Annotated in this window: 20 protein-coding genes and 4 tRNA genes; 19 read left to right on the forward strand and 5 right to left on the reverse strand. The window is 61.8% G+C overall.

Annotated elements, in window-relative coordinates:
* Positions 1-83 precede the first annotated feature (83 nt).
* Both hrcA and dnaJ read left to right on the forward strand, forming a co-directional pair.
* Positions 84-1,151, forward strand: a complete 1,068-nt coding sequence (gene hrcA / locus ACGG9J_RS00770) for a heat-inducible transcriptional repressor HrcA (protein WP_390132735.1) — start codon at positions 84-86, stop codon at positions 1,149-1,151.
* Between the two features lie 83 nt (positions 1,152-1,234).
* Positions 1,235-2,371, forward strand: coding sequence for a molecular chaperone DnaJ (dnaJ, locus tag ACGG9J_RS00775; protein WP_390132738.1), 1,137 nt, complete (start codon positions 1,235-1,237; stop codon positions 2,369-2,371).
* A gap of 1 nt (position 2,372) precedes the next feature.
* Here dnaJ and ACGG9J_RS00780 read toward each other — a convergent pair whose 3' ends face one another.
* Complete coding sequence (locus tag ACGG9J_RS00780) at positions 2,373-3,167, reverse strand: fructosamine kinase family protein (RefSeq protein ID WP_390132740.1); 795 nt, start codon at positions 3,165-3,167, stop codon at positions 2,373-2,375.
* Positions 3,168-3,312: 145 nt separating this feature from the next.
* Here ACGG9J_RS00780 and ACGG9J_RS00785 point away from each other — a divergent pair, with 145 nt between their 5' ends.
* On the forward strand, positions 3,313-4,188 hold the full coding sequence (locus ACGG9J_RS00785) for an undecaprenyl-diphosphate phosphatase (protein ID WP_390132742.1): 876 nt from the start codon (positions 3,313-3,315) through the stop codon (positions 4,186-4,188).
* A 762-nt stretch (positions 4,189-4,950) separates the two neighbouring features.
* Positions 4,951-5,604, forward strand: a complete 654-nt coding sequence (locus ACGG9J_RS00790) for a helix-turn-helix transcriptional regulator (protein ID WP_390132744.1) — start codon at positions 4,951-4,953, stop codon at positions 5,602-5,604.
* Between the two features lie 652 nt (positions 5,605-6,256).
* On the opposite strand, the gene ACGG9J_RS00795 is transcribed toward ACGG9J_RS00790, so the two are convergent.
* From ACGG9J_RS00795 to ACGG9J_RS00810, 4 genes are all read right to left on the reverse strand, one after another.
* Positions 6,257-6,329: transfer RNA gene (locus ACGG9J_RS00795), tRNA-Val, on the reverse strand.
* Between the two features lie 31 nt (positions 6,330-6,360).
* Positions 6,361-6,432: transfer RNA gene (locus tag ACGG9J_RS00800), tRNA-Val, on the reverse strand.
* Between the two features lie 23 nt (positions 6,433-6,455).
* A tRNA-Cys gene (locus tag ACGG9J_RS00805) sits at positions 6,456-6,526 on the reverse strand.
* Between the two features lie 27 nt (positions 6,527-6,553).
* Positions 6,554-6,626 (reverse strand) — tRNA-Gly (locus ACGG9J_RS00810).
* A 162-nt stretch (positions 6,627-6,788) separates the two neighbouring features.
* Between ACGG9J_RS00810 and ACGG9J_RS00815 the strand changes: the two genes are divergently transcribed.
* The 15 genes from ACGG9J_RS00815 to purH all read left to right on the forward strand — a co-directional run bounded on the left by ACGG9J_RS00815 (position 6,789) and on the right by purH (position 22,399).
* Positions 6,789-7,625, forward strand: coding sequence for a PAC2 family protein (locus ACGG9J_RS00815; protein ID WP_390132746.1), 837 nt, complete (start codon positions 6,789-6,791; stop codon positions 7,623-7,625).
* A 76-nt stretch (positions 7,626-7,701) separates the two neighbouring features.
* Positions 7,702-9,747, forward strand: coding sequence for a threonine--tRNA ligase (gene thrS, locus ACGG9J_RS00820; RefSeq protein ID WP_390132748.1), 2,046 nt, complete (start codon positions 7,702-7,704; stop codon positions 9,745-9,747).
* A 3-nt stretch (positions 9,748-9,750) separates the two neighbouring features.
* Complete coding sequence (gene pgsA / locus ACGG9J_RS00825) at positions 9,751-10,425, forward strand: phosphatidylinositol phosphate synthase (RefSeq protein ID WP_390132750.1); 675 nt, start codon at positions 9,751-9,753, stop codon at positions 10,423-10,425.
* A gap of 4 nt (positions 10,426-10,429) precedes the next feature.
* Positions 10,430-11,440, forward strand: coding sequence for a phosphatidylinositol mannoside acyltransferase (locus ACGG9J_RS00830; RefSeq protein WP_390132752.1), 1,011 nt, complete (start codon positions 10,430-10,432; stop codon positions 11,438-11,440).
* Positions 11,415-12,698: a glycosyltransferase family 4 protein gene (locus ACGG9J_RS00835; protein ID WP_390132754.1), complete on the forward strand. Its 1,284-nt coding sequence runs from the start codon at positions 11,415-11,417 to the stop codon at positions 12,696-12,698. Before ACGG9J_RS00830 ends, ACGG9J_RS00835 begins: the two co-directional genes overlap by 26 nt.
* 61 nt (positions 12,699-12,759) lie before the next feature.
* A complete protein-coding gene (locus ACGG9J_RS00840; protein ID WP_144085973.1) occupies positions 12,760-13,515 on the forward strand; it encodes a YebC/PmpR family DNA-binding transcriptional regulator in 756 nt (251 codons plus the stop codon).
* Between the two features lie 4 nt (positions 13,516-13,519).
* Positions 13,520-14,101 (forward strand): crossover junction endodeoxyribonuclease RuvC, encoded by a 582-nt coding sequence (gene ruvC / locus ACGG9J_RS00845; RefSeq protein WP_015021817.1) that lies wholly within the window; start codon positions 13,520-13,522, stop codon positions 14,099-14,101.
* Positions 14,102-14,143: 42 nt separating this feature from the next.
* Complete coding sequence (ruvA, locus tag ACGG9J_RS00850; protein ID WP_390132757.1) at positions 14,144-14,755, forward strand: Holliday junction branch migration protein RuvA; 612 nt, start codon at positions 14,144-14,146, stop codon at positions 14,753-14,755.
* A 3-nt stretch (positions 14,756-14,758) separates the two neighbouring features.
* A complete protein-coding gene (ruvB, locus tag ACGG9J_RS00855; protein WP_390132759.1) occupies positions 14,759-15,835 on the forward strand; it encodes a Holliday junction branch migration DNA helicase RuvB in 1,077 nt (358 codons plus the stop codon).
* 66 nt (positions 15,836-15,901) lie between these two features.
* On the forward strand, positions 15,902-16,522 hold the full coding sequence (locus tag ACGG9J_RS00860) for a preprotein translocase subunit YajC (protein ID WP_390132761.1): 621 nt from the start codon (positions 15,902-15,904) through the stop codon (positions 16,520-16,522).
* Between the two features lie 108 nt (positions 16,523-16,630).
* Positions 16,631-17,215 carry an adenine phosphoribosyltransferase gene (locus ACGG9J_RS00865; RefSeq protein ID WP_390132763.1) on the forward strand — a complete coding sequence of 195 codons (585 nt, stop codon included), beginning with the start codon at positions 16,631-16,633 and terminating at the stop codon, positions 17,213-17,215.
* Between the two features lie 22 nt (positions 17,216-17,237).
* Positions 17,238-18,452 (forward strand): ADP-forming succinate--CoA ligase subunit beta, encoded by a 1,215-nt coding sequence (gene sucC, locus ACGG9J_RS00870; RefSeq protein ID WP_390132765.1) that lies wholly within the window; start codon positions 17,238-17,240, stop codon positions 18,450-18,452.
* Positions 18,449-19,372, forward strand: coding sequence for a succinate--CoA ligase subunit alpha (sucD, locus tag ACGG9J_RS00875; protein WP_390132767.1), 924 nt, complete (start codon positions 18,449-18,451; stop codon positions 19,370-19,372). The genes sucC and sucD overlap by 4 nt, the downstream gene beginning before the upstream one ends.
* The gene (locus ACGG9J_RS00880; protein WP_390132770.1) at positions 19,369-20,745 is read left to right on the forward strand and encodes a cell division protein PerM; all 1,377 of its coding nucleotides are present in this window, start codon (positions 19,369-19,371) and stop codon (positions 20,743-20,745) included. Before sucD ends, ACGG9J_RS00880 begins: the two co-directional genes overlap by 4 nt.
* Positions 20,746-20,797: 52 nt before the next feature.
* The gene (purH, locus tag ACGG9J_RS00885; protein WP_390132772.1) at positions 20,798-22,399 is read left to right on the forward strand and encodes a bifunctional phosphoribosylaminoimidazolecarboxamide formyltransferase/IMP cyclohydrolase; all 1,602 of its coding nucleotides are present in this window, start codon (positions 20,798-20,800) and stop codon (positions 22,397-22,399) included.
* The last annotated feature ends 43 nt before the right edge of the window (positions 22,400-22,442 follow it).

Consider the following 22,442-nt stretch of genomic DNA (forward strand, 5'->3'; position numbering starts at 1 on the left):
CGACACAATTCGGCTCTTCGCACGACATTTTGGCACTCTCATGGCCCGAGTGCTAATAATGAACCATGACGGAAGGAGCGACATTGCCTAATACCAGACGCATGCTGGTGCTGCGCGCGGTCGTTGAGGACTATATTCGTTCTCGCGAGCCGGTAGGGTCGGGCTCGCTCACCCGAAATCATCAGCTTGGAGTCAGCTCTGCCACCGTCCGCAATGACATGGCGGCCTTGGAGAGCGAGGGCTACCTGGTTCAGCCCCATACCTCGGCCGGGCGTATCCCCACCCAGAAGGGCTATCGATATTTTGTCGACAGACTGGCCACTATCGTGCCCCTGTCCGCCGCTCAGCGCCGAGGCATCAATGCTTTCCTGTCCGGGTCGGTCAACCTGGAGGACACCCTTCAACACGCGGCCCAGCTTCTGGCTCAGATCACCGGGCAGATCGCCGTGGTGGCCTCACCTTCCCTTGCCAGTTCGAACCTGCGTCGAACCGAACTCATTGGACTGAGCCGAGGAACCATATTGATGGTCGTCATCACTGACACTGGCCGGGTGGTTCAACGCACCCTCCACGGGCCCCTGCAGGATGACCCGAACGCCCTGGCAGACCTGTCCGACCAGATCAACAGGCAATGCCAGGACCTGCCCTTGGACCGCGCTGCTGAACGCTGCCGCATGTTGGCCGACTCTCTTGCCGAAGGCCGCGACAAATCCATGCTGATCCTTGTAGCTACCGTCTTCGACGAGATGGCCACCCGAGAACAGACCAGCGGCCTCTACATGGCTGGCACTTCCCAGCTGACCCATAGCCAGGCTGTCTCGTTGGGGGACCTGGGCTCATTGTTGGATGCCCTAGAGGAGCAGGTTGTGCTCATGCGGCTTATGCGGGCTCAAAGCGAGCTTTCACGCGAGAGCAATGGGGTCAGCGTGGCTATCGGCACCGAGACCCGGACCCCTGAGCTGGCACACGCGTCGGTGGTGACCAGCGGGTACGGGCATGCAAGACCGACAGCCGGCTCCGAGTCCGACGAGCCAGTGGCTTTTGTGGGTTCCATCGGCCCGACCCATATGGACTATCCGGCGACCATGAGCGCGGTTCGTGCCGTGGCCTCCTATCTGACCGGCTTTCTGGCCGGCGGCGGCGAGCCGTGACCGTTAAGGCACGGCATAAGTCATAGGTATCGTAGGCCCGTGCGACCATGGGTCGAAAGGGCATCAAACGAAAAGGATGATCGGTGGCAGATTACTACGAGGTTTTGGGAGTCGATCGAGGCGCAAGCGATCAGGACATCAAGCGTGCCTATCGCAAGTTGAGCCGCAAGTACCACCCGGACATCGCCGGGCCTGAATACGAGGACAAGTTCAAAGAGGTCAACAACGCCTACGAGGTACTCTCTGATCCTGAGAAGCGGCGCATGTACGATGCAGGCGTGGACCCCAACAACCCACAGGCATCCCAAGGAGCGGGCGCCTTCGACATGGGCGACGTCTTCAACCAGTTCTTCGGCGGCGGCTTCGGGGGCGCCACCCAAGGGCCAATTCCGCGCACCCAGCCCGGTCGGGACGCCCTGGCCCAAGTCTCTGTGGACATGAAGACAGCCATCTTCGGCGGCGTGGTACGCACCTCCATCAGCACCTACGGCCTTTGCCAGGAATGCGGCGGCTCTGGGGCCCAGAAGGGGACATCCCCGGTTACGTGCCCGGTCTGCAACGGCAAGGGCTATGCCCAAAAGGTTGTACGGACCCTGTTAGGACAGATGATGAGCCAGGCTCCCTGTGAGCGTTGCCAGGGCCACGGCACCATCATCGAGCACCCCTGCCCGGTCTGCAACGGCCATGGCCGTGTGCACACCCGACGTGAGGTGGGTGTCAATGTTCCCGCAGGCGTAGCCGATGGCTCCCGACTGCGGCTGGCCTCCCAGGGCGAGGTGGGCGAGGGTGGCGGCGCGGCTGGCGACCTATACGTGGATATCACCATCAAACCCGACAAGCGCTACACCCGCAGTGGCCAGGATCTGCACTGCTGGATCGCCGTGCCTATGACTTGGGCGGTCCTGGGCCATCAGGTTGAACTTGAGACCTTCGATGGACAGCGCCAAGTGGACATTCCCGCCGGTTGCCAGCCCGACCAGGAGATCATCATCAAAGGCCTGGGCGTAACCAGACTGGGCAACCGGGAGGAGCGTGGCGACATCATCGTCCACGTGCTGGTGCAGATCCCCACCAAGCTGGATGATGATCAGCGCCGCCTGATTGAAGACTTCGCCAACAGCCACGACTCCGAAGCCAAGCAGGTCCCGCAGAGCGCCAAGCCTGCCGGAGTCGGGGGACGCAAGGGAATCTTCGGCAAGCTCAAGGACATTTTTAGCTGATTCAGCTCAGCAGCGACCGGCACATGGACCGATACTCGCTCACATAGCCTCCGCCGAAGAAGGCACAGTGTCCGGCGATAGCGTAGAGCTGCCAGAGCGTGGTCCGGTTCTGATAACCGGCAGCCAGCGGATGCACGCTCTGGTAGCCGTCCAGAATCTGCCCCAGGTAGGGGATGCCGAAAAGCTGCAGCATGGCCAGGTCCTCCTCACGATGACCGCCATGGGCCGCAGGGTCAATCAGAACAGCCTGTGTGTTTCCGTCGTTCCGGGTCCACATGACGTTCCCGCTCCAAAGGTCCCCGTGCACCCGAGCAGGCTTGTCATTGGCAGCGGGGCCAAGCAGTTCCGGCAGAGCCTGGATCACCTCTTCGGTCATCTTCATATCTTCGCGGTTCAGGGCTTGCCGATCCACGGCCATGCCAACCATGGGTTCCAGCCGTCCCTTGGCCCAGTAGGTGGCCGGATCATCCCAGTCGCCCACGTCCATGGGCAGCGGATCCTGCAAGGGTCCGAAGTAGCAGGTACCCGTGTAGCCATCGGGAGCAGAGCCGAAGTGGTCGGCACCGGCATCATGCATGTGGGCTAGCTGGGCGCCGAAGCGGTAGGCGGCACCCGGCGTGGGGGAGGCGGAGGTGACCTCCTCGATGTCCAAGTAGTCCGGGCCCCAGTCGTAGACGTCCACAACCCGCGGACCGCCCTGCTTCTGGGCCTTGCCCAGCCATTGCAGCCCGCGCCCCTCACACTCGAAGAATCCTGCTGGGGCCCCGCCCCTGGATTTTCTGTAGGTCTTGGCCATGATGATCCACACCCCTAATCGTCGAGTCGTCGATTCCGACAAGACCCATTGTGGGCATTCTGCGAGACATGCCCCGCCCTTGGTCCTCTCTGCCCTGCGCGGTGGCTATGCTTGCCATTGTTGTCCGACATAGCAAGAGGGGTCCATGAATTTCTTCGAAGCCATTCTGTTCGGCCTGGTGCAGGCCCTGACGGAATATTTCCCCGTCTCATCCAGCGCCCATATCCGCATTGTGGGCGGCCTGCTGGGCCAGGACCCAGGGGCGGCCTTCACAGCCATCATCCAATTCGGCACCGAGCTGGCTGTCCTGCTCTACTTCCGGCATGACATCGCTCGCATACTGACTCACTGGTTCCGCTGCCTGGCAGGCAAGGACGGTTCCTCCTTGCGTGAACGGATGGGTTCCAAGGACCATGACGCGGCCCTGGGTTGGTACATCATTCTGGGAACCCTGCCCATCGTGGCGGCGGGCCTGCTCTTCCAGAAGGTGATTGAGACCAAGCTGCGCAACCTCTGGATCACCGTGGTGGTGCTGATCGTCTTCGGCCTCCTGCTGGACTACTTTGACCGCCATGGCCGTCAGAACAAGGAGATCCGTCAGATGAACGCCCGAGACGCCCTGCTCTTCGGCATCGGGCAGATGCTGGCTTTGATCCCCGGCGTATCCCGCTCGGGGGGCACCATGACCTTCGGCCGCGGTCTGGGCTACACCCGCGAAGCCGCTACCAGGGTCAGCTTCCTCATGGCAATCCCCGCTGTCTTCGGCGCTGGCATCCTTGAGACAGTCAAGTCCTTGAAGAACATCAACGCTGATGCCGCCTTCCCCGGTTGGGGAGCCACCATCTGCGCCACCGTAGTCAGCTTTCTGCTGGGATACATCGTCATCATCGCCTTTTTGAAGATCGTCTCGCGCTTCTCCTATCGAGGATTCGTAATCTACCGAATCGGTCTGGCCATCTTCGTAGCCATCATGCTCATGGTGGGCGCACTGCCTGCCGTGGGCGGCGTGGCGGTCAGCTGAGTCCAGGGGACAAGAAAGCATATCAGACGCTCCTTGACAAGGTAATGGCGTATTTTGATGCGCTGTCCGCAGCTTAGGGGATTGAAATCAGTACAAGCACAAACATTATTTGTGTTGCCAATCAGGCATGCTAAATCCTGGGTGAGGTTCATATTGGCTGCATCGTCGACGACCTCGCATCCTTCTTCAGCAAGCCCATAAAGCAGGATCTCACGTCACCTCCTCCTGCACTCCGGCTGCCAGCCTGGCCGTCATTCATTCACCATGCCATTGCTGAACAGTCTCGTGTGACGTCCTTGGCGACGATGCCGTCCGGTACAGCTGACGTCAAAACGCGTGACCAGGCTAACATCGCTCTTGCATCTTGGCCTTGGAACGCAATAGGTGCCGATGCTCAGCGTCTGAATCCCTAAATTTTCCCATGGTTACCAGGCGGCCAGTATCATCCTTCAAACCGGATCGCGACAAGCATTTCCTCTATGAAGCCAGGTCCGAACGACTGGCCGAGTATCGAAAAACAAGATTCAGCCGCCTTCTTGCGTTACTATAAAAACCCCTTCGGAACTTCGAAGCTCCTTAGGTCTTAGCAGGTCGTTAGCACTGAACCGTAAGGCGCAAGAGAAGGTCTAATATACGAAATTAGAGGAGGCTGATTGGCTGGTATGGAGGTGATGGACCATATCACGCCATCCAATACCTTTCGCTTCCCGCAGCTCCAACCGGCGACCACAAGCCGCCCTGTTAGGATGTTGAGGATCAGTTATGCATTTTACAGTAGACAACCTTGAAGAGGTATTTCCCCTGGCAGAATTCATAGCCGATTCTTTCGGTCCCATGGCCGAGATTACCGTGCATGACATCACCCGCCCGGAGAGTTCCATAGTCTTCATCCGCAACGGTCAGCTCTCTGGACGCACCTTGGGCGATCGTGTGACTGACCAGACCCGCCAACTGGCCATACGAGCCGACCATGACGGAGCCGACTTCGTATCCGACTACCGTGGGCGCTGCTTGAACAAGCACGAGTTCCGCGTCTCCTCCTACCTGATTCGCGACCAAGAGGAGACAGTCATCGGACTGCTCTGCATCAGCATCAACATCACCGAGCTTCAGCAGGCAGCTCATGTCTTGCAGACCCTGACCTCGATAGATTCCGACGATGTACAGATCTCCACGGAAGCTTCCCGCAGCCGCATGAGCCAGGAGCCCGAGGAGAACATCCGCAGGATCACCAGAGATGCGATCCGTGAGTTCAACATACCCATGGACAAGTTGACCAAGCAGGACAGGCTGAACATCATCCGTAACATCAAGGACAGGGGCATCTTCTTGATCAAAGGTGCTGTAGGCATTGTAGCCCCCGAGCTCAGGATATCGATTCCCACCCTATACCGGTACCTGCAGGCCTTGAAATGACGGCTTAATAAGTAAGACCTCCGGCGGCAGGAGAGGGGGGTATAATTCTGCGCCGCCGGAGGAGCTTTACAGCACGGCCGTCGCTACTGACGACAACCGGAACGTGGCCAAACACACAGACCACGCAAGTATTACATGGATAAAACAGGGAAACCACAGTTTCCACAAGCTGTGGGTGGATTACAGATTCAACCAGGCTAGCAATACGCCTTCATTGGCCTAGGCCTTTCTGCATACTATCACCTCTTCCAGGACGCATCCGGTCACTCCTGCCTTTGGCAGGTCCCCTGATCTGTTCCTAAGAGCAAATTATCACAAGGCCCCGGACATGCCAAACCTCTGGTTCGCTTTCCTACACTAATGTGGATCTTTTTCATTGCCAGAGTGTACAGCACACAGCGAACATTTCAGCGCAAGAAGGGGATAAATCAAGCGTCGGCAGAGCATGGACCGCCATAAACAAGTCTGGGCATCAGTCCTCAGCCGAGAAGGCAAGAAGAAGCGGAAAAAAGTAAAAAATATTTATTAACTAAACTTCTTCGGCAGGAATCGGCAGGTTAGACATCATTAAGAGTTTAGAAAGTATGTAAACTAACAATCACTGACTGTGGAAACAATTAAGCAAATAGAAATAGTGGGAGAGAAATCCAGGTGGGCGATGCAGGAATCGAACCTGCGACCCCTTCGGTGTGAACGAAGTGCGCTAGCCGCTGCGCCAATCGCCCGGATTGGGAAAGACCACCGAAGTGATCCTCGTGGGCGATACTGGATTCGAACCAGTGACCCCTTCCGTGTCAGGGAAGTGCGCTACCTCTGCGCCAACCGCCCGGGTCATTCTCGTTTCGAGAGAGAGGTGGGTACGAGAGTCGAACTCGTCTATACGGCTTTGCAGGCCGCTGCCTAACCGCTTGGCTAACCCACCGTATTGGTTAAACTGCTCGAAACCTCGAGCGGGCAACGGGACTCGGACCCGCGGTCTCGACCTTGGCAAGGTCGCGCTTTACCAACTAAGCTATGCCCGCACATTCAACGATCACCGAGGTGGTGACTGCCGAAGCACGTTGCACTACTGTAGCGTAGACCCCCTCACTTGGCAAAAAGAGCGTGTCGCCGCGTCATAAAGCCACCCTCCGCTGACGGCAAAGCCACGCAGGGCAGGGCTTCAGACCGGTAGGGTGAGAGATATGAGTGAAGAAGCCAGGCACAGGCAGCACTGCATCATGGTGGCCGCCTTCGACGGCTGGAACGATGCGTGCTCAGCCTCGACCAACGTCATCCGCCACCTGCTGAACGCCTACGATTCCCACGAGGTGGGCAGCATTCCAGGCGATGGGTTCTACGACTACCAGATGTCACGGCCCATGCTCTGCCATGTACAGGGCAGGCGTCGAATCATCTGGCCCTCCACCAAGATCTATCGGGTACAAATAGACGATACCCACACCCTCCTGCTGGAGATGGGACCGGAACCCAACTACCACTGGAGCGACTTCTGCCGGCGCAGTATCCACTGGGCCGAAGACGAGGAGGCGGAGGCCATCATCACTCTGGGCGCCATGTTCGCCGACTGCCCGCACACCAGGCCGTTGCCCATAGACGATCTGGCTGGCGATCAGCCCAAGACCGACACCGACGGCCATTCCGGCCCCATCGGCATCCCCACTGTTCTGGATGCCCTGGCGACTCAGGACGGATACAGCACCGAGTCCATCTGGGTCTCCGTGCCCCAGTACCTAGGCAGCGACGAATGCGCCCAGGGAACTCTGCAGCTGTTGCAAAGGCTGTCGACCATGCTGGGCGTCCACCTTGACGAGGGGGAGCTGCCCCGCAAGGCCGCTGAATGGAAGGCCCAGGCCGGGGTGCTTCTGCACTGCAACGACGACTTGGCCAACTATGTCCACCGTCTTGAGATGGAAGTAGACCAGGCCCAGGTGGATGAGCCGGCCGCCGAAGAGCTGGTCCGAGAAGCCGAGGATTATCTGCGTTCCATGGGCAACAAGGGTCCCACCTTGTCTGAGTGACGACCTAGGCTGTGGCTCGATAACCATGTCCAGCCTGCACCCTGTAACGCGGGCTCCGATAGCAAGGACGGCATTCATGACACAGTCGAGCATCTCCATCATCGTCAAGGGCGAACGGAAGGAGGTGGCGGCAAATCAGACTGGCGTCCAGCTTTTTGCTGACGACAAGGACATCATCGCCGTCGACCTCAACGGGCAGCCACGCGACCTTTACACACCCCTGCACGAGGGCGACAAGGTCGAGCCCATCACCCTGGAGAGCGACCAGGGACTGGCTATCATGCGGCACTCGGCCACCCACGTCATGGCCCAGGCCGTCCAGGAAATCCGCCCGGACGCCAAGCTGGGCATCGGTCCGGTCATCAAGGACGGCTTCTACTACGACTTCGACGTTGACAAGCCCTTCACCCCTGACGACCTTAAGCAGATCGAGCAGCGGATGAAGCGGATCATCAAGTCCTCCCAGAGCTTCCGCCGGCGCGTGGTCACTGAGGAGGAGGCCCGCAAGGAGGAGGCCGACCAGCCATACAAGCTGGAGCTGATCGGGGCCAAGGAGGCCGAGATCAACAGCGAGGAGGCCACCGAGGTGGCCACCAGTGGTGAGCTGACCATGTACGACAACTTGGATCGCGAGGGCAACACGGTCTGGAAGGACCTTTGCCGGGGCCCCCACCTGCCCAATACCCGCTACATCCGCTCTTTCAAGCTCATGCGCACTGCCGCTGCCTACTGGCGCGGGGACGAGAAGAACCCCATGCTCCAACGCATCTACGGCACCGCCTGGGCAAACAAGGACGACATGAAGGCCTACACCGCACGCCTGGAGGAGGCGGCCCGCCGCGACCACCGCAAGCTGGGCGCCGAGATGGACCTCTTCTCTTTCCCGGACGAGATAGGGCCCGGCCTGCCCGTCTTCCACCCCAAGGGCGCGGCCATCATCAACGCCATGGAGGACTACTCCCGGCAGATGCACCGGCGCAACGGCTACTCCTTCGTGCAGACCCCGCACATCACCAAGGGCCACCTCTACGAGATTTCAGGCCACCTGCAGTGGTACAAAGACGGCATGTACCCGCCCATGCACCTGGACGAGGAGAAGGACGCCAACGGCAAGGTCACCCGCCAGGGCTTCGACTACTACCTGAAGCCCATGAACTGCCCCATGCACAACCTGATCTTCAAGTCCCGCCAGCGCTCCTACAAGGAGCTGCCCCTGCGGCTGTTCGAATTCGGCACCGTCTATCGCTACGAGAAGTCCGGCGAGGTCCACGGCCTGACCCGCGTACGCGGCCTGACCCAGGACGACTCCCACATCTACTGCACCCGGGACCAGATGAAGGGGGAGCTGACCAACCTGCTCCAGTTCGTGCTCAAGGTCTTGAAGGACTTCGGCCTCAACGACTTCTACCTGGAGCTGTCCACCAAGGATCCCAACAAGTTCGTCGGCTCCGACGAGGTCTGGGAGGTGGCCACCAACACCCTGGCCGAGGTGGCCAAGGACTCCGGGCTGGAACTCGTTGACGACCCCGAGGGCGCCGCCTTCTACGGGCCCAAGATCTCCGTGCAGGCCCGGGACGCCATCGGACGCACCTGGCAGGTCTCCACCATTCAGCTTGACTTCAACCTGCCCGAGCGCTTCCAGCTGGAGTACATCGCCGCCGACGGCTCCCACCAGCGGCCCGTCATGATCCACCGGGCCCTCTTCGGCTCCATCGAGCGCTTCTTCGCCATCCTGCTGGAGCACTACGCCGGCGCCTTCCCGGCCTGGCTGGCCCCGGTCCAGGTGCAGGCCGTGCCCGTGGCCGAAGAGTTCGCCCCCCACCTGGAGCACCTGCTGGACCAGCTGCGCGACGACATGGTCCGCTGCGAGATCGACCGCTCCGACGACCGCTTCGGCAAGAAGATCCGCAACGCGGCCAAGTCCAAGGCCCCCTTCATCCTGATCGCCGGAGAGGAGGACGTCTCCAAGAACGCGGTCTCCTTCCGCTTCCGCGACGGCAGCCAGCTCAACGGGGTGCCCGTGGAGCAGGCCCGCGCCTGGATCAACGAGGCCATCAAGGTCCGTGCCCAGATCAACTCGGCGGACGACTTCCGAGCGAACACCTCCTGCAGTCAGGACTGACCAATGTTCGAGCATCTACGACGCCCCTGGAAGCGCATCATCGCCCCCATCGCCCGCGGCCTGGTTCGTCTGGGCGTGAGCGCCAACGGTGTCACCATCAGCGGAGCCGTAGGCACCACCCTGGTCGCCATCGCGACCGGGTTCACCGGCTGGCTCCTGCCCGGGGCCATCGTCCTGGCCATCCTGGTGGCCTTCGACTCCCTGGATGGATCCGTGGCCGCGCTGACCGGCGGTGGCACCCAGTTCGGGGGCTTCCTGGACTCCACCCTTGACCGGATAGCCGACTGGGCCGTCCTGGCCGGGGTCATCATCTACCTGCGCCGCCACGAGCTGGCCTGGGTGGCCGATGGCAGCCATCAGGGTCCCGACATCTGGGCCCAAGTGGGCATGGCTGCGTCCCTCTTCGCCATCATGACCTCCTTCGTTACCTCCTACGCCCGGGCCCGCGCCGAGGCCGAGGGCTTCGAGGCCAAGAACGGCATCGCCACCAGATCGGACCGGCTGGTCATCATCCTGGTGGGCATGGCCCTGACCGGTGCCGGGCTGCCCTTGGCCGTGCTCAGCTGCTTCCTGATCCTGCTGGCTCTGCTGGGCATCGTCACCGTCTGGCAGCGGATCAGCCACGTCGCCAAGGACATGGGCCGCAACCCGCAGCCTGCCAATCCCAACCACGAGTGAGCCTATGCCGGACCGACTGCTCATCTTTCTGGCGCAGCACGCGCGTCTGGTGCCCGAGCGGCTCCTGCGTGGCCTCTTCCTGGCGGCAGCCGACCTCTGCTGGCTGTTCCGGATAGGCGGCGTCAGACAACTGGAGCGCAACCTGGCCCATGTCATGCCAGAGGCCGACCGTCGCAGCCTGCGGCGCACCTCACGCCAGGGCATGCGCTCCTACTTCGTCTACTTCGTCGAGGCTCTGACCGTGGGCGCCCGCACCAAGGAGCAGCTGCTGGCGCGCATACACGGCGGCGGCAGCGCCTACCCGGATCCGGCCAAGACCGACATCAGCCTGCGCTCCCTGCCCATCGGCATGGGCCATCAGGGCAACTGGGACTACGCGGGCTTCTGGGCCTGCTCCACGGTCGGCCAGGTCACCACGGTCGCCGAGCGGCTGAGGGACCAGGGCATGCTCAACACCTTTGCGGACATCCGCCGCCGCCTGGGCATGAACATCCTGCTGACTGGGGAGCATGACATCACCGGCCGTCTGACAACTCTGCTGCGGAAGCCCGACCAGGTGGTGCCCCTGCTGGCCGACCGCGACCTGAGCCGCCGAGGTGTCTTCGTCAAGGCCTTCAACTCCTGGATTCGCGTGGCTGCAGGCCCTGCCGTCATCGCCTTGGATTCCCGTCTGCCCCTGTATACCGTGAACATGCACAAGGAAAGGCTGACGGGGGAGCGCCGTCGGCAGGCCAAGGCCCCCTATGGCTATGTCTGCCAGGTGGACGGGCCCATCGCTATCGAGCCCTACCTGGACATGCCCCGGGAGCAGGCCATCAACGACCTGACCCAGGCCTGGGTGGACCAGTGGGCCCAGGGCATTCGCGAACATCCCGAGGACTGGCACATGCTCCAGCCGATTTTCCTTGAGGATCTGGATCTTCCCCGGATGCACGACCTGCCGGACTTCATTCTGGCCCAAGCATCCAAGAACAAGGGAGGTGACGGGCATGAAGGCACCCGAGCAAAAACCTGAGCAGACAGAGCGGGCAGCCATCAAGGCGCCCCTGCGGGTGGGGATCATCTCGCCCTACTCCTTCGAGACTCCGGGCGGCGTCCAACTGCACATCCGAGACTTCGCCAGGCATCTTATGGAGCGCGGCCACCAGGTGCAGGTTCTGGCCCCGGGCCGGCGCACCCAGGACATGCCCCTCTGGGTGCATACCACCGGCTCCTCCTTCTCCATTCCCTACAACGGATCCGTGGCCAACCTGAGCTACTTCGGCGTGGCCGGCCACAAGACCCGGCAGTGGGTCAGACAGGGCCACTTCGACATCCTGCACCTGCACGAGCCCGAGGTGCCCTCCCTGAGCCACAAGCCCCTGCGGCCGGGATTCATTCCCTGCCCCTATGTGGCCACCTTCCATGCGGCCTTCGATTCGACCCCGCTGGCCCTGAGGCTGACCAGACGCTACCTGCGCCGATACCTGGCCAACATCAGCCAGGCCATCTTCGTCAGCCCATCGGCCATGCAGAATGCCCAGAATCTGCTGGAGCCGGGCATACCCAGCCAGATCATCCCCAACGGCATCGAGACCAGAGCCCTGCGCAATGCCCGGCCGCGCCCGGAATGGCAGGGGAGCGAGCGGGAACCCACCATCGGATTCCTGGGCCGGATGAAGGAGGAACGCAAGGGGTTCAGGATTCTGGCCCAGGCCGCACCCGCCATTCTGCAGCGCGTGCCTGGGGCCCGCTTCCTGTGTGCAGGTGACGGCCAGGCGGAAGCCCGGAAAATACTTGAGGATGTCGATCCCGGATTGGCCCAGCACTTCACCTTCCTGGGTCGGATCAGCGACGAGGACAAGGCCTCCTTCTATCACAGCCTGGGCTTGTATGTGGCACCACAGACCGGGGGAGAGAGCTTTGGCATCGTGCTGGTCGAGGCCATGGCGGCAGGCTGCCCGGTGGTGGCCTCCGACCTGCCAGCCTTCGAGGACGTCTCCCAGAACGGCCGCAGCGCACGTCTGTTCACCACCGGAAACCCCCAGGACTGCGCCAGGGCGGTCCTTGAACTGCTGGACGACCGACCTGCCCGCCTGAACCTGGCCTCGTGCGGAATGCGTCGGGCCAGCGACTACGACTGGGATCGGGTCACCGACCAGGTTCTGGATGTCTATGCCCGGGCCCTGGCTGCTAGACCTGATCATCGCCGTGGCCTACTGGGCAGGCTGGTGGGCCGGAAGGCTGGTTCTCCTTACGATGAAGCCCCCGCGGAAGGGCCTGAAAACCCGTAAAATTGTCGAAGAGCGGAACTAGAATTCCATTCGTTTACGCATTCGTACCGTCAGGAGACATATGTCAGGGCATTCGAAGTGGGCGACCACCAAGCACAAGAAAGCAGCCATCGACGCCAAGCGTGGCAAGCTCTTCGCCAAGCTGATCAAGAACATCGAGATCGCTGCCCGCACCGGCGGCGGTGACCCCGACGGCAACCCCACCCTCTACGACGCCATCGTCAAGGCCAAGAAGTCCTCCGTGCCCGCAGATAACATTACCAGGGCCGTCAAACGCGGCTCGGGCGAGGAGGCCGGAGCAGCCAACTACGAGACCATCGTCTACGAGGGCTACGCTCCTGCCGGCGTGGGCATCATCATCGAGTGCCTGACCGACAACCGCAACCGTGCAGCCGCCGAAGTCCGTTCCACCCTGACCAAGGGCGGCGGCTCCCTGGCCCAGAACGGGTCAGTCAGCTTCAACTTCGAGCGCAAGGGCCAGATCATCGTCCCCTCGGAGGGCCTGGACTACGATACGGTCTTCGAGAAGGCCGCCGAGGCCGGTGCCGAGGACGTGCAGGACAACGGCGAGAGCTACACCGTGCTGACCGCACCCGGTGACATGGTCACCGTTCGCAAGGCCCTGCAGGATGCAGGCATGGACTACGACTCCGCCGACCTGGTCCTCAACCCCAAGAGCGAGGTTACCCTGGATCTCGACTCCGCACGCAAGGTCTCCAAGCTGATCGACAACCTGGACGACCTGGACGACGTGCAGGAGATCTACAGCAACTGGACTGCGCCCGACGAGGTCATGGCCCAGTTGGACGACGAGTGACCCTATGATCGTTCTCGGCGTCGACCCGGGGCTCACCCGTTGCGGCGTTGGCGTTATTGAAGCCGGTGCATCGCGCCGGCTTTCCTTTGTTCATGTGGACGTCGTGCGCTCAGACCCCGAACAGAGCCAGGACCTGCGCCTGCTGGCCATCTACCAGGGACTGACGGCTGCCCTGGACCGTTTCAGCCCCGATGTGGTATCCATCGAGCGGGTCTTCGCCCAATCCAATCACAACACCGTGCTGGGAACCGCCCAGGCGGCAGGGCTGGCCATGCTGGGAGCGGCGCAGCGGGGGATTCCCGTGGCCCTGCACACACCCACCGAAGCCAAGATGGCCGTGACCGGCAATGGCCAGGCCGACAAGATCCAGGTGCAGCGGATGGTGGCCCGCATTCTCGGGCTCAACCAACTGCCCAAGCCCGCCGATGCCGCAGATGCTCTGGCCCAGGCCATCTGCCACGCCTTAAGGCCTGCCGGTGCCATCCAGGGCGGGGAACGCGAGGAACATCTGACCCAGGCCCAGCGTCAATGGGCCCAGGCCTCTGCCAAGTACGGCAGGCATCGGGGAGTCCAGCGAGACATGTAAGCTGATTCGAACAGACGTTCGATTCCATCGAGGGGTGATCAAGTGCTGGCAATGCTGACCGGGCGGGTGGCCGCCATCGAAACAGGCTCTGCCGTCATCGATGTTTCGGGGGTGGGTTTCGAAGTGCGCATGCCCCAGTCGGATCTGGCTTCCATGCGGGCTGAATCTACGGTCACCGTCTACACTGCACTGTCCCTGACCCAGGACGCGCTGACCCTCTACGGGTTCCTCAGCCGCACCTCCAAATCCCTCTTCGCGCAGCTGCAAAAGGTCAGCGGCATCGGACCGCGCGTGGCCCTGTCCATCCTTGCCACCCTGAACTCGGGCCAGCTGGCCCAGGCCGTGGCCGATGGCGATGCTGCGGCCCTGTCCCGTGCGCCGGGCCTGGGCAAGAAGGGCGCTCAGAAGATCATCCTCGAACTCTCCGGCAAACTGGATCTGGATGCCGGCCCAGGCAAGCAGGGACCCGCTCAGACTGACGACGGCGCCCACCAGGTGGTTGAGGGACTGATCTCCTTGGGCTGGCTGCAGCGTGACGCTGAGCAGGCCGTGGAGCAAACCTGCAACGAGGGCGGCTACACCCTACCCCTGCAGTCGGCCGACATTCCCAAGGTGCTCAAGCAGGCCTTGACCCGGCTGGACAGGGGGCGCTGACCCATGGCTGACAAGCAGATGTCTACGGGATACATCGACTCCCAGAATGGCGACGCCCAGGAGGAATCCCTGCGGATGGTCTCGGCCAGGCCCATCGAAGGCGAGCCGGTCAGCGACGAGGAGCTGCGTCCTGAAACCCTGGACGGGTTCATCGGCCAGCCCCGGCTCAAGGCCCAGCTGGGGCTCTTTCTGAGGGCCGCCAAAAAGCGGGATGTGGCCCCGGATCACATACTGCTGGCAGGCCCTCCAGGCCTGGGCAAGACCACCCTGGCCATGATCGTCGCCCACGAGCTGGAGGTGCCCATCCGTGTCACCTCGGGGCCGGCAGTTCAGCATGCCGGCGACCTGGCCTCCATCCTGAGCTCCCTGGAAGCCGGCGAGGTGCTCTTCATCGACGAGATCCACCGTCTGCCCAGGGCCGCCGAGGAGCTGCTCTACATCGCCATGGAGGATTTCCGCGTGGATGTCATGGTGGGCAAGGGCCCAGGAGCATCCTCAATTCCGCTGACCCTGCCCAGGTTCACAGTCATCGGCGCCACCACCCGTGAAGGCATGCTTCCCTCACCCCTTCGGGCCCGTTTCGGTTTCACTGCCCATCTGGACTTCTACCCGGAGGATGAGCTGGAGAAGCTGGTCGAACGGTCAGCCAAGGTGCTGGGCATCGTTCTACAGGATGATGCCGCCCATCAGCTGGCCCTGCGCTCCCGTGGCACGCCCAGAATCGCCAACCGCCTGCTGCGCCGTGTGCGCGACTGGGCCATAGTCCATGATCTTTCCAAGGTCGGCCCTGATGACGTCAAGCAGGCCCTGGCCCTCTACCAGATTGACTCTGAGGGGCTGGACCGTCTGGATTTGGCTGTCCTTAAGGCCATCGTCAACAGTTTCGACGGCGGTCCAGTGGGCTTGAACAACCTGGCCGCCATGGTGGGCGAGGAGGCCGAGACAGTCGAAACGGTCTGTGAGCCCTACCTGGTGCGCGAGGGCTTCCTGGTGCGCACCCCGAAGGGCCGTGTGGCCACCACCAAGGCCTGGGAGCACCTGGGCCGCAAACCGCCCGAGGATGTCATGAAGCTGTTCTAGACTGAGGTCTTCGCAGCAATGCACATCGCCGTTTGATGCCCGCCAAAACAAGGAGTGGAAACAACCATGGGATCCATGCTTTTCATGATCGTCATCATCGCCCTGATGATCGCCATGATGTGGGGAAGCTCCCGCAAGAACAAGCAACAGCAGGCCGCCGTGCAGGACTTCCGCCAGTCCCTGCAGCCCGGTGACGAGGTAGCCACCACGACTGGTCTTCTTGGCAAGGTCGTCTCCGTAGACCTGGAGAAGGAGCAGGTAGTCATCGACTCCGAGGGTTCGCAGTCCCGCTGGCGCATCCAGGCCATCACCAAGCCCCCCATCGTCCCCGCCTACGTCCACGACGACGAGGTTGACGAAAATGGCAACCCCCTGCCCGAGCAGGTTGAGGGCCAGTCCGAGGATGCGGATGTCCCTGTCGAGGTCACTGATGCCGACGACAACGCTGCCGACAATGCCGATGGTGAAGACAACGTCGCCGACGATACTGCCACAGGGAACCTTGCTGCCTCCGAGAGCAAGGAAGAGACCGAAACCCAGTCGGATTCCGAGTCGGAGCCTGAAGACGAATCAGACAAAGCCAAGACCGCGGAAAAGTCCGATGATGCTGATGAATCGGATGTGGACAAGGATTTTGACGAATCCAAAGAATCTGAGGCTTCGGATTCGACTTCCGCCAAGTCCTAAGCACTATACGCGCGCTACACCTTCTGTCAGTCTGACTCAGAACGGAAACGCGGCGCGCGTATGATGGCCCCGTCAACCACTTCCAAGGAGCAAGACAGAAAGAAGATCATGGCTCAATCGGACGATATCAAGGTTGGAGAACTTAAGCGGGTGGGCGATGACGACGCCGCTTATCTGATCTCATTGATCCGTACCATTCCGGACTTTCCCAAGAAGGGGATCCTTTTCAGGGACTTCATCCCGGCCATGTCGGATCCAAGGGGATTGTCCATCATCCTCGACGCCATGAAGCGCACCCTGCCCGTGAAGCCAGAGGACTTCGACTTGGTAGCGGGCCTTGAAGCACGTGGCTTTTTGATCGGTCCCCAGCTGGCCAGCGATCTAGGCAAGGGCTTCCTGCCCATGCGCAAGGCCGGCAAGCTCCCCGAGCCTACCTACAGCCAGGAATATGCCCTTGAATACGGCAACGCCCGCATCGAAATTGAGCAGGATTGCTTGAAACCAGGCCAGCGAGTCCTGATTGTTGACGATCTGATTGCCACTGGCGGTTCCGCCCAAGCAGCTGCACGTCTGGTGGAACAGGCTGGTGGCCAGGTGGCCGGTTTCAGCTTCGTCATGGAGCTCAACGGGCTGGACGGCCGCAAGGCCCTGGGCGCCTACCCAGTCACCTGTCTGATGAACATGCCTGCCTGAGCACGATTGGGGGACCTTCACCATGGATTTGTACGAATATCAGGCCAGGCAGCTGCTCGCTGAGCATGGGATCTCCCAGCCCAGGGCCGTCTATGCCTCAACCGCAGAAGAGGCCGGCCAGGCAGCCGATGTCATCGGCTATCCCTGCATGATCAAGGGCCAGGCCACCATCGGCCACAGGGGACAGGCTGGAGCCGTCAAGCGAGCCGAGAATCACGAGCAAGCCGTAGCCTTGGCCAAGGCCATTCTGCCCATGAACATCGACGGCCACCCAGTCAGCGGGATCCTGGTCACCGAAGCCCGCAACATCCTGCACGAATACTACCTGTCCATCTCAGTGGACCGGACCTCCCGGGACTACGATGTCCTGGCCACAGCCAGCGGCGGCACCGAGGTGGAGACCATCGCCCGCGAGCACCCTGAATCGGTTCGGCGCCTGCACATCGGCCCCCTGGAGGATTTCGACAGGCAGGCCGCCCGCACCATGGCCGAGCGCATCGGCTTCTACCATGCCGATCTGGAGCAGGCTGCGCAGATTCTCTTGGGCATGTGGCACACCTTCCAGGACAGTGACGCAACCCTGGTCGAAATCAACCCCCTGGCCAAGGTAGGCGACCCGGACGACGAGGCTACCAAGCACCTGGATGCCCTTGATGCCAAGATCTCCCTGGACGGGAATGCAGCCTTCCGGCACGACGGCTGGAAGCGGTTCACGGACCCAGCTCAGGTCGACCCCCTGGAAGCCAAGGCCAAGGCTGCAGGCCTGCACTACGTCCATCTGGACGGCCAAGTGGGCATCATTGGCAACGGCGCAGGACTGGTCATGAGTTCCTTGGACGCGGTTGCCGGATCAGGACACCGCCAGGGTGTTCCTATTGGACCCGCAAACTTCCTCGACATCGGTGGCGGAGCCTCTCCTGAAGTCATGCGTACCAGCCTGGACGTGGTCCTCTCCGACCCCAAGGTCCGTTCGGTCATGGTCAATGTCTATGGAGGCATCACCTCCTGTAAGCAGGTGGCCCAGGGCATCCTGGCAGCCGTGAACGCTGCGGGTGAGCAAGACCAGAATGACGACCGACCCATCGTGGTCCGCTTCGACGGCAATGAGGCTGCCGCGGGACTGGACCTGCTGGCCAAGGCCCAGCAGCCTCGGCTCAAGGTGGCGCGAACCATGGAGGATGCGGCAGACCAGGCCGTGGCCCTGGCCGCCCAGGCAGGAAAGGAGACGGGACGATGACCCTCTTCATCGAAGACGACGCCTCCGTCATGGTTCAGGGCATGACCGGTCACCAAGGCATGGTACACACGGCCCGCATGATGGCGGCCGGCACCAACATCCTGGCCGGAGTCAACGCCCGCAAGGCAGGAATGACGATAGACTTCGACGGTCCGGACGGCCAGACCCGTCAAGTGCCCGTATACGCCGATTGTGCAGCCGCCCGCCAGGCAACCGGAGCCCGCACCTCCGTGGTCTTCGTCCCACCCAGGTTCGCCAAGGATGCCATGGTCGAGGCCATCGAGGCCGGCATCACCCTGATTGTGGTCATTACCGAGGGAATCCCTGTTGCTGATACCGCTTACTGCGTGGCCTTGGCCAGGGAACGCGGCTGCCGCATCGTCGGCCCCAACTGCCCAGGACTGATGACTATGTCCGACCGGCCCAACGGTGTTGGCGTAGACTTGGGCATCATTCCGCAGGGCATCGCTGGTCGCGGCCCTCTGGGACTGGTCTCCAAGTCGGGCACCTTGACCTATCAACTCATGGGGGAGTTGGCTTCCATTGGCTTCACTGCCTGCCTGGGCATCGGCGGCGATCCCATTGTGGGCACCACCATGCTGGAGGCTCTGCAGGCCTTCAACCGCGATCCTGAAACCAAGGCCTGCGTCATGATCGGCGAGATCGGCGGCTCAGCTGAACAGGAGGCCGCCCGCTGGGCCTCCACCCACATGACCAAGCCCATCGTGGCCTACATCGCCGGCTTCACCGCTCCTGAGGGAAAACAGATGGGTCACGCCGGAGCCATTATCTCGGGAGGCAAGGGCACGGCAGCGGATAAGAAGGAAGTGCTGGAGTCCGTCGGCATCAAGGTAGGCACCACACCAGGCGAGACCGCCAGTCTGACTCGCGACCTGCTACGGGAGTATGCCATCATATGACCGACAGGGTGAAAGCATGGCTCCGAGGGGCTCTCGAGGCCTTTCTGGCCATGCTTATCTACACCGTCGCTCTCGGCGCCTGCATGGCCCTGCTCTTGCTCATCATCTCCATCGAGGAGGGCGGACCTTCCCTGTCCATGGCCACCGTGGCCCTAACGGAAACCATCACCCTGCTCACCCAGGGCTGCGGGTTCACCGCCGGGGCTCTGACCCTGACCGTCATCCCCTTGTCGCTGACCGCTCTGCTGATTTGGATAATCCGTTCCCTGGTCGGTCGACTGGGCATATCAGTCGGCGGCTGCTTCGTCGGTCTTGTCGTCTGGACGTTGTTCAGCCTCATCTTCATACAGGGCAGTCAGACCATCCAGGTCGATACCACCTTGGTTATTCTTTTGCGGACCAGTCTGGTCTTCCTGCTGGGTTACGGCTGGGCCTGGGTGCGCTCCGAACCATTCCGTCAGGCCTTCACCAAACGATTCAAAGAAGCCCTGCCGGTCCAGGTCCGCAAAACCATTCGGCTTGGCCTCACTACCGGTCTGATGCTCTTGGCTGCCATGCTGGTCGCCGGTCTGATCACCCTGATCATATGGATCATTCTCTATAACGGAGACGTTGGCCGCCTATTCAAACTGACACGTATGGGCGCCGCCTCGGCTGCAGCGACAAGCCTGGCAGCCCTGGCCTGGCTGCCTAATCTGATCATCTGGGCTGCCTCATGGCTCTTCGGGGACGGGTTTAACATCGGCAGGCTGGCGACCTTCACCCTTTGGTCCGGCCATGCCTCGAGTCTGCCATCATTACCGCTCTTTGGAATCTTCCCAGAGCCGGTCTCCGGGCAAGAGGTTCGTCTGCTCCTGCTCAATTTGCCTCTGCTGGCTGGAGTGGTTGCAGGCATTCTGTTGCTGACTGGACCCTGGGGAGTCAGAATTCACACTGCCGTGCGTCAAACAGGACTGAAGTCCCGAGATACCGGCATCTGCTTCCTGATGGCAACCCTGGCTATGGCCCTGGCCTGGTTGGTCACCCTGCTCGGCCTGGCCCTGCTTTTCCAGCTCTCCAACGGGGCTCTTGGACAGCAGCGGCTAGCCGGGGTGGGAGTGCCAATAGTCTCCTCCCTGCGCATGATCGGAACCTCCCTGGGGGTCGGCCTGCTAACCGTATGGCTATTGGCCCTCACCACCGCCGCCCTGATAATCATCAAGGACGCCCTGATCGTCTATCTGCGCCAGGCAGATGCCAAAAAGACTTCCGCCAAGGCGGACAACAAGGAACAACGAAACCAGTCACGCGGTCAGGAGGGAAAGGAGCCTAAGGCAACCGACCGAGCAGACACACCACGACAGGTCTCGTCCACCCGCAGACCAGGCAAGTAGGTCCGAAGGTGGCGGGGCGCCTCAGCATTCAAGCATAGGAGTAGGAGTTTCCATGGTCACCACGAATCGAGCCATCAACCGAGCACTGGTCTCGGTCTACCACAAGCAGGGACTTGAGGCCCTGGCATCGGCCTTCCGCCAGGCAGGCACCGAGGTCGTCTCCACCGGCAGCACCGCAAAGAAGCTGCACGATCTGGGCGTCAAGGTCACTCCGGTGGAAAAAGTCACCGGGTTTCCCGAGAGTCTTGACGGCCGGGTCAAAACCCTGGATCCGCACATCCACGCCGGGCTGCTGGCCGACATGACCAACCCTGACCATGTCCAGCAACTCAAAGACTTGGGCATAACCCCCTTCGACTTGGTGGTGGTCAACCTCTACCCCTTCGAGCAGACGGTCCTCGAGGGCGCCGATGCTGACCAGTGCCTGGAGCGCATCGACATCGGCGGACCTGCCATGATTCGAGCCGCCGCCAAGAACCATGCCAGCGTTGCTGTGATCACCGACCCGGACGACTATGCTCTGGCCGCCGAGCGCATCGCCTCCGGCACCGGTTTCAGCCTGGCCGAACGCGGACGTCTGGCTGCCAAAGCCTTTGCCCTGACCGCATCCTATGACGCGGCTATCGCCGAGTGGACGGCACGCACATGGGTTGACGACAAGCGGGGCAAGGCCGAAGATCAGAAGCCAGCCCAGGCACTGACCCGCACCTGGCGTCTGGACAGTCAGCTGCGCTACGGTGAGAACCCCCACCAGAAGGCCGCGCTCTACCTGGATCCGCTGGATCGGGACGGCTTCGCTGCGGCAGAGCACCTGGGTGGGGCCAAGGAAATGAGCTACAACAACTACGTGGATGCAGATTCCGCCTGGCGCTCGGTCTGGGACTTCCCCGACCTGCCCGCAGTTGCCGTGGTCAAGCACTCCAACCCCTGCGGTCTGGCTGTGGGGGAGGATATCGCCCAGGCCCACCGTCGCGCCCACGCCTGCGACCCCATGAGCGCCTATGGCGGGGTCATCGCCGCCAACCGTACGGTCACCCTGGCCATGGCCCAGCAGATCAAGCCGGTCTTCACCGAAGTAATCGTGGCTCCAGGCTACGAGCCCGAGGCACTGGACCTGCTACGGACCAAGAAGAACCTGCGCATTCTGTCTGTGGAACGCCGTCCGCGTCAGCGCCCTGTCATCCGTCCCATCGACGGGGGAGCCCTGGTGCAGACGCCCGACCTGATTGACGCTCCAGGAGACAATCCCTCCACCTGGCATCTGGTATCCGGCAGTCCCGCCGACCAGGCAACCATGGATGATCTGACCTTCGCCTGGCGGGCCATACGCTCGGTCAAGTCCAACGCTGTGCTTCTGGCCAACCGGGGAGCCACTGTGGGCATCGGCATGGGCCAGGTCAACAGGGTTGACTCCAGCCATCTGGCAGTCGAGCGGGCCAATACCCTGGATGAGGGCCGCAACCGCGCCAAGGGCTCGGTGGCTGCATCCGACGCCTTCTTCCCCTTCGCAGACGGTCTGGAGTATCTGATCCAGGCTGGTATCAGGGCAGTTGTGCAGCCAGGAGGTTCCATCCGTGATCCCGAGGTCATCAAGGCGGCCCAGGAAGCCAATCTGACCATGTATCTGACTGGGACCCGCCACTTCTTCCACTGACGAAATCGGACCCTGCGGTAGAATGCACTGCTGCGACAAAATC

The sequence above is a fragment of the Bifidobacterium apicola genome (genome assembly GCF_042846865.1).
In the GTDB taxonomy this organism is placed as follows: Bacteria; Actinomycetota; Actinomycetes; order Actinomycetales; family Bifidobacteriaceae; genus Bombiscardovia; species Bombiscardovia apicola.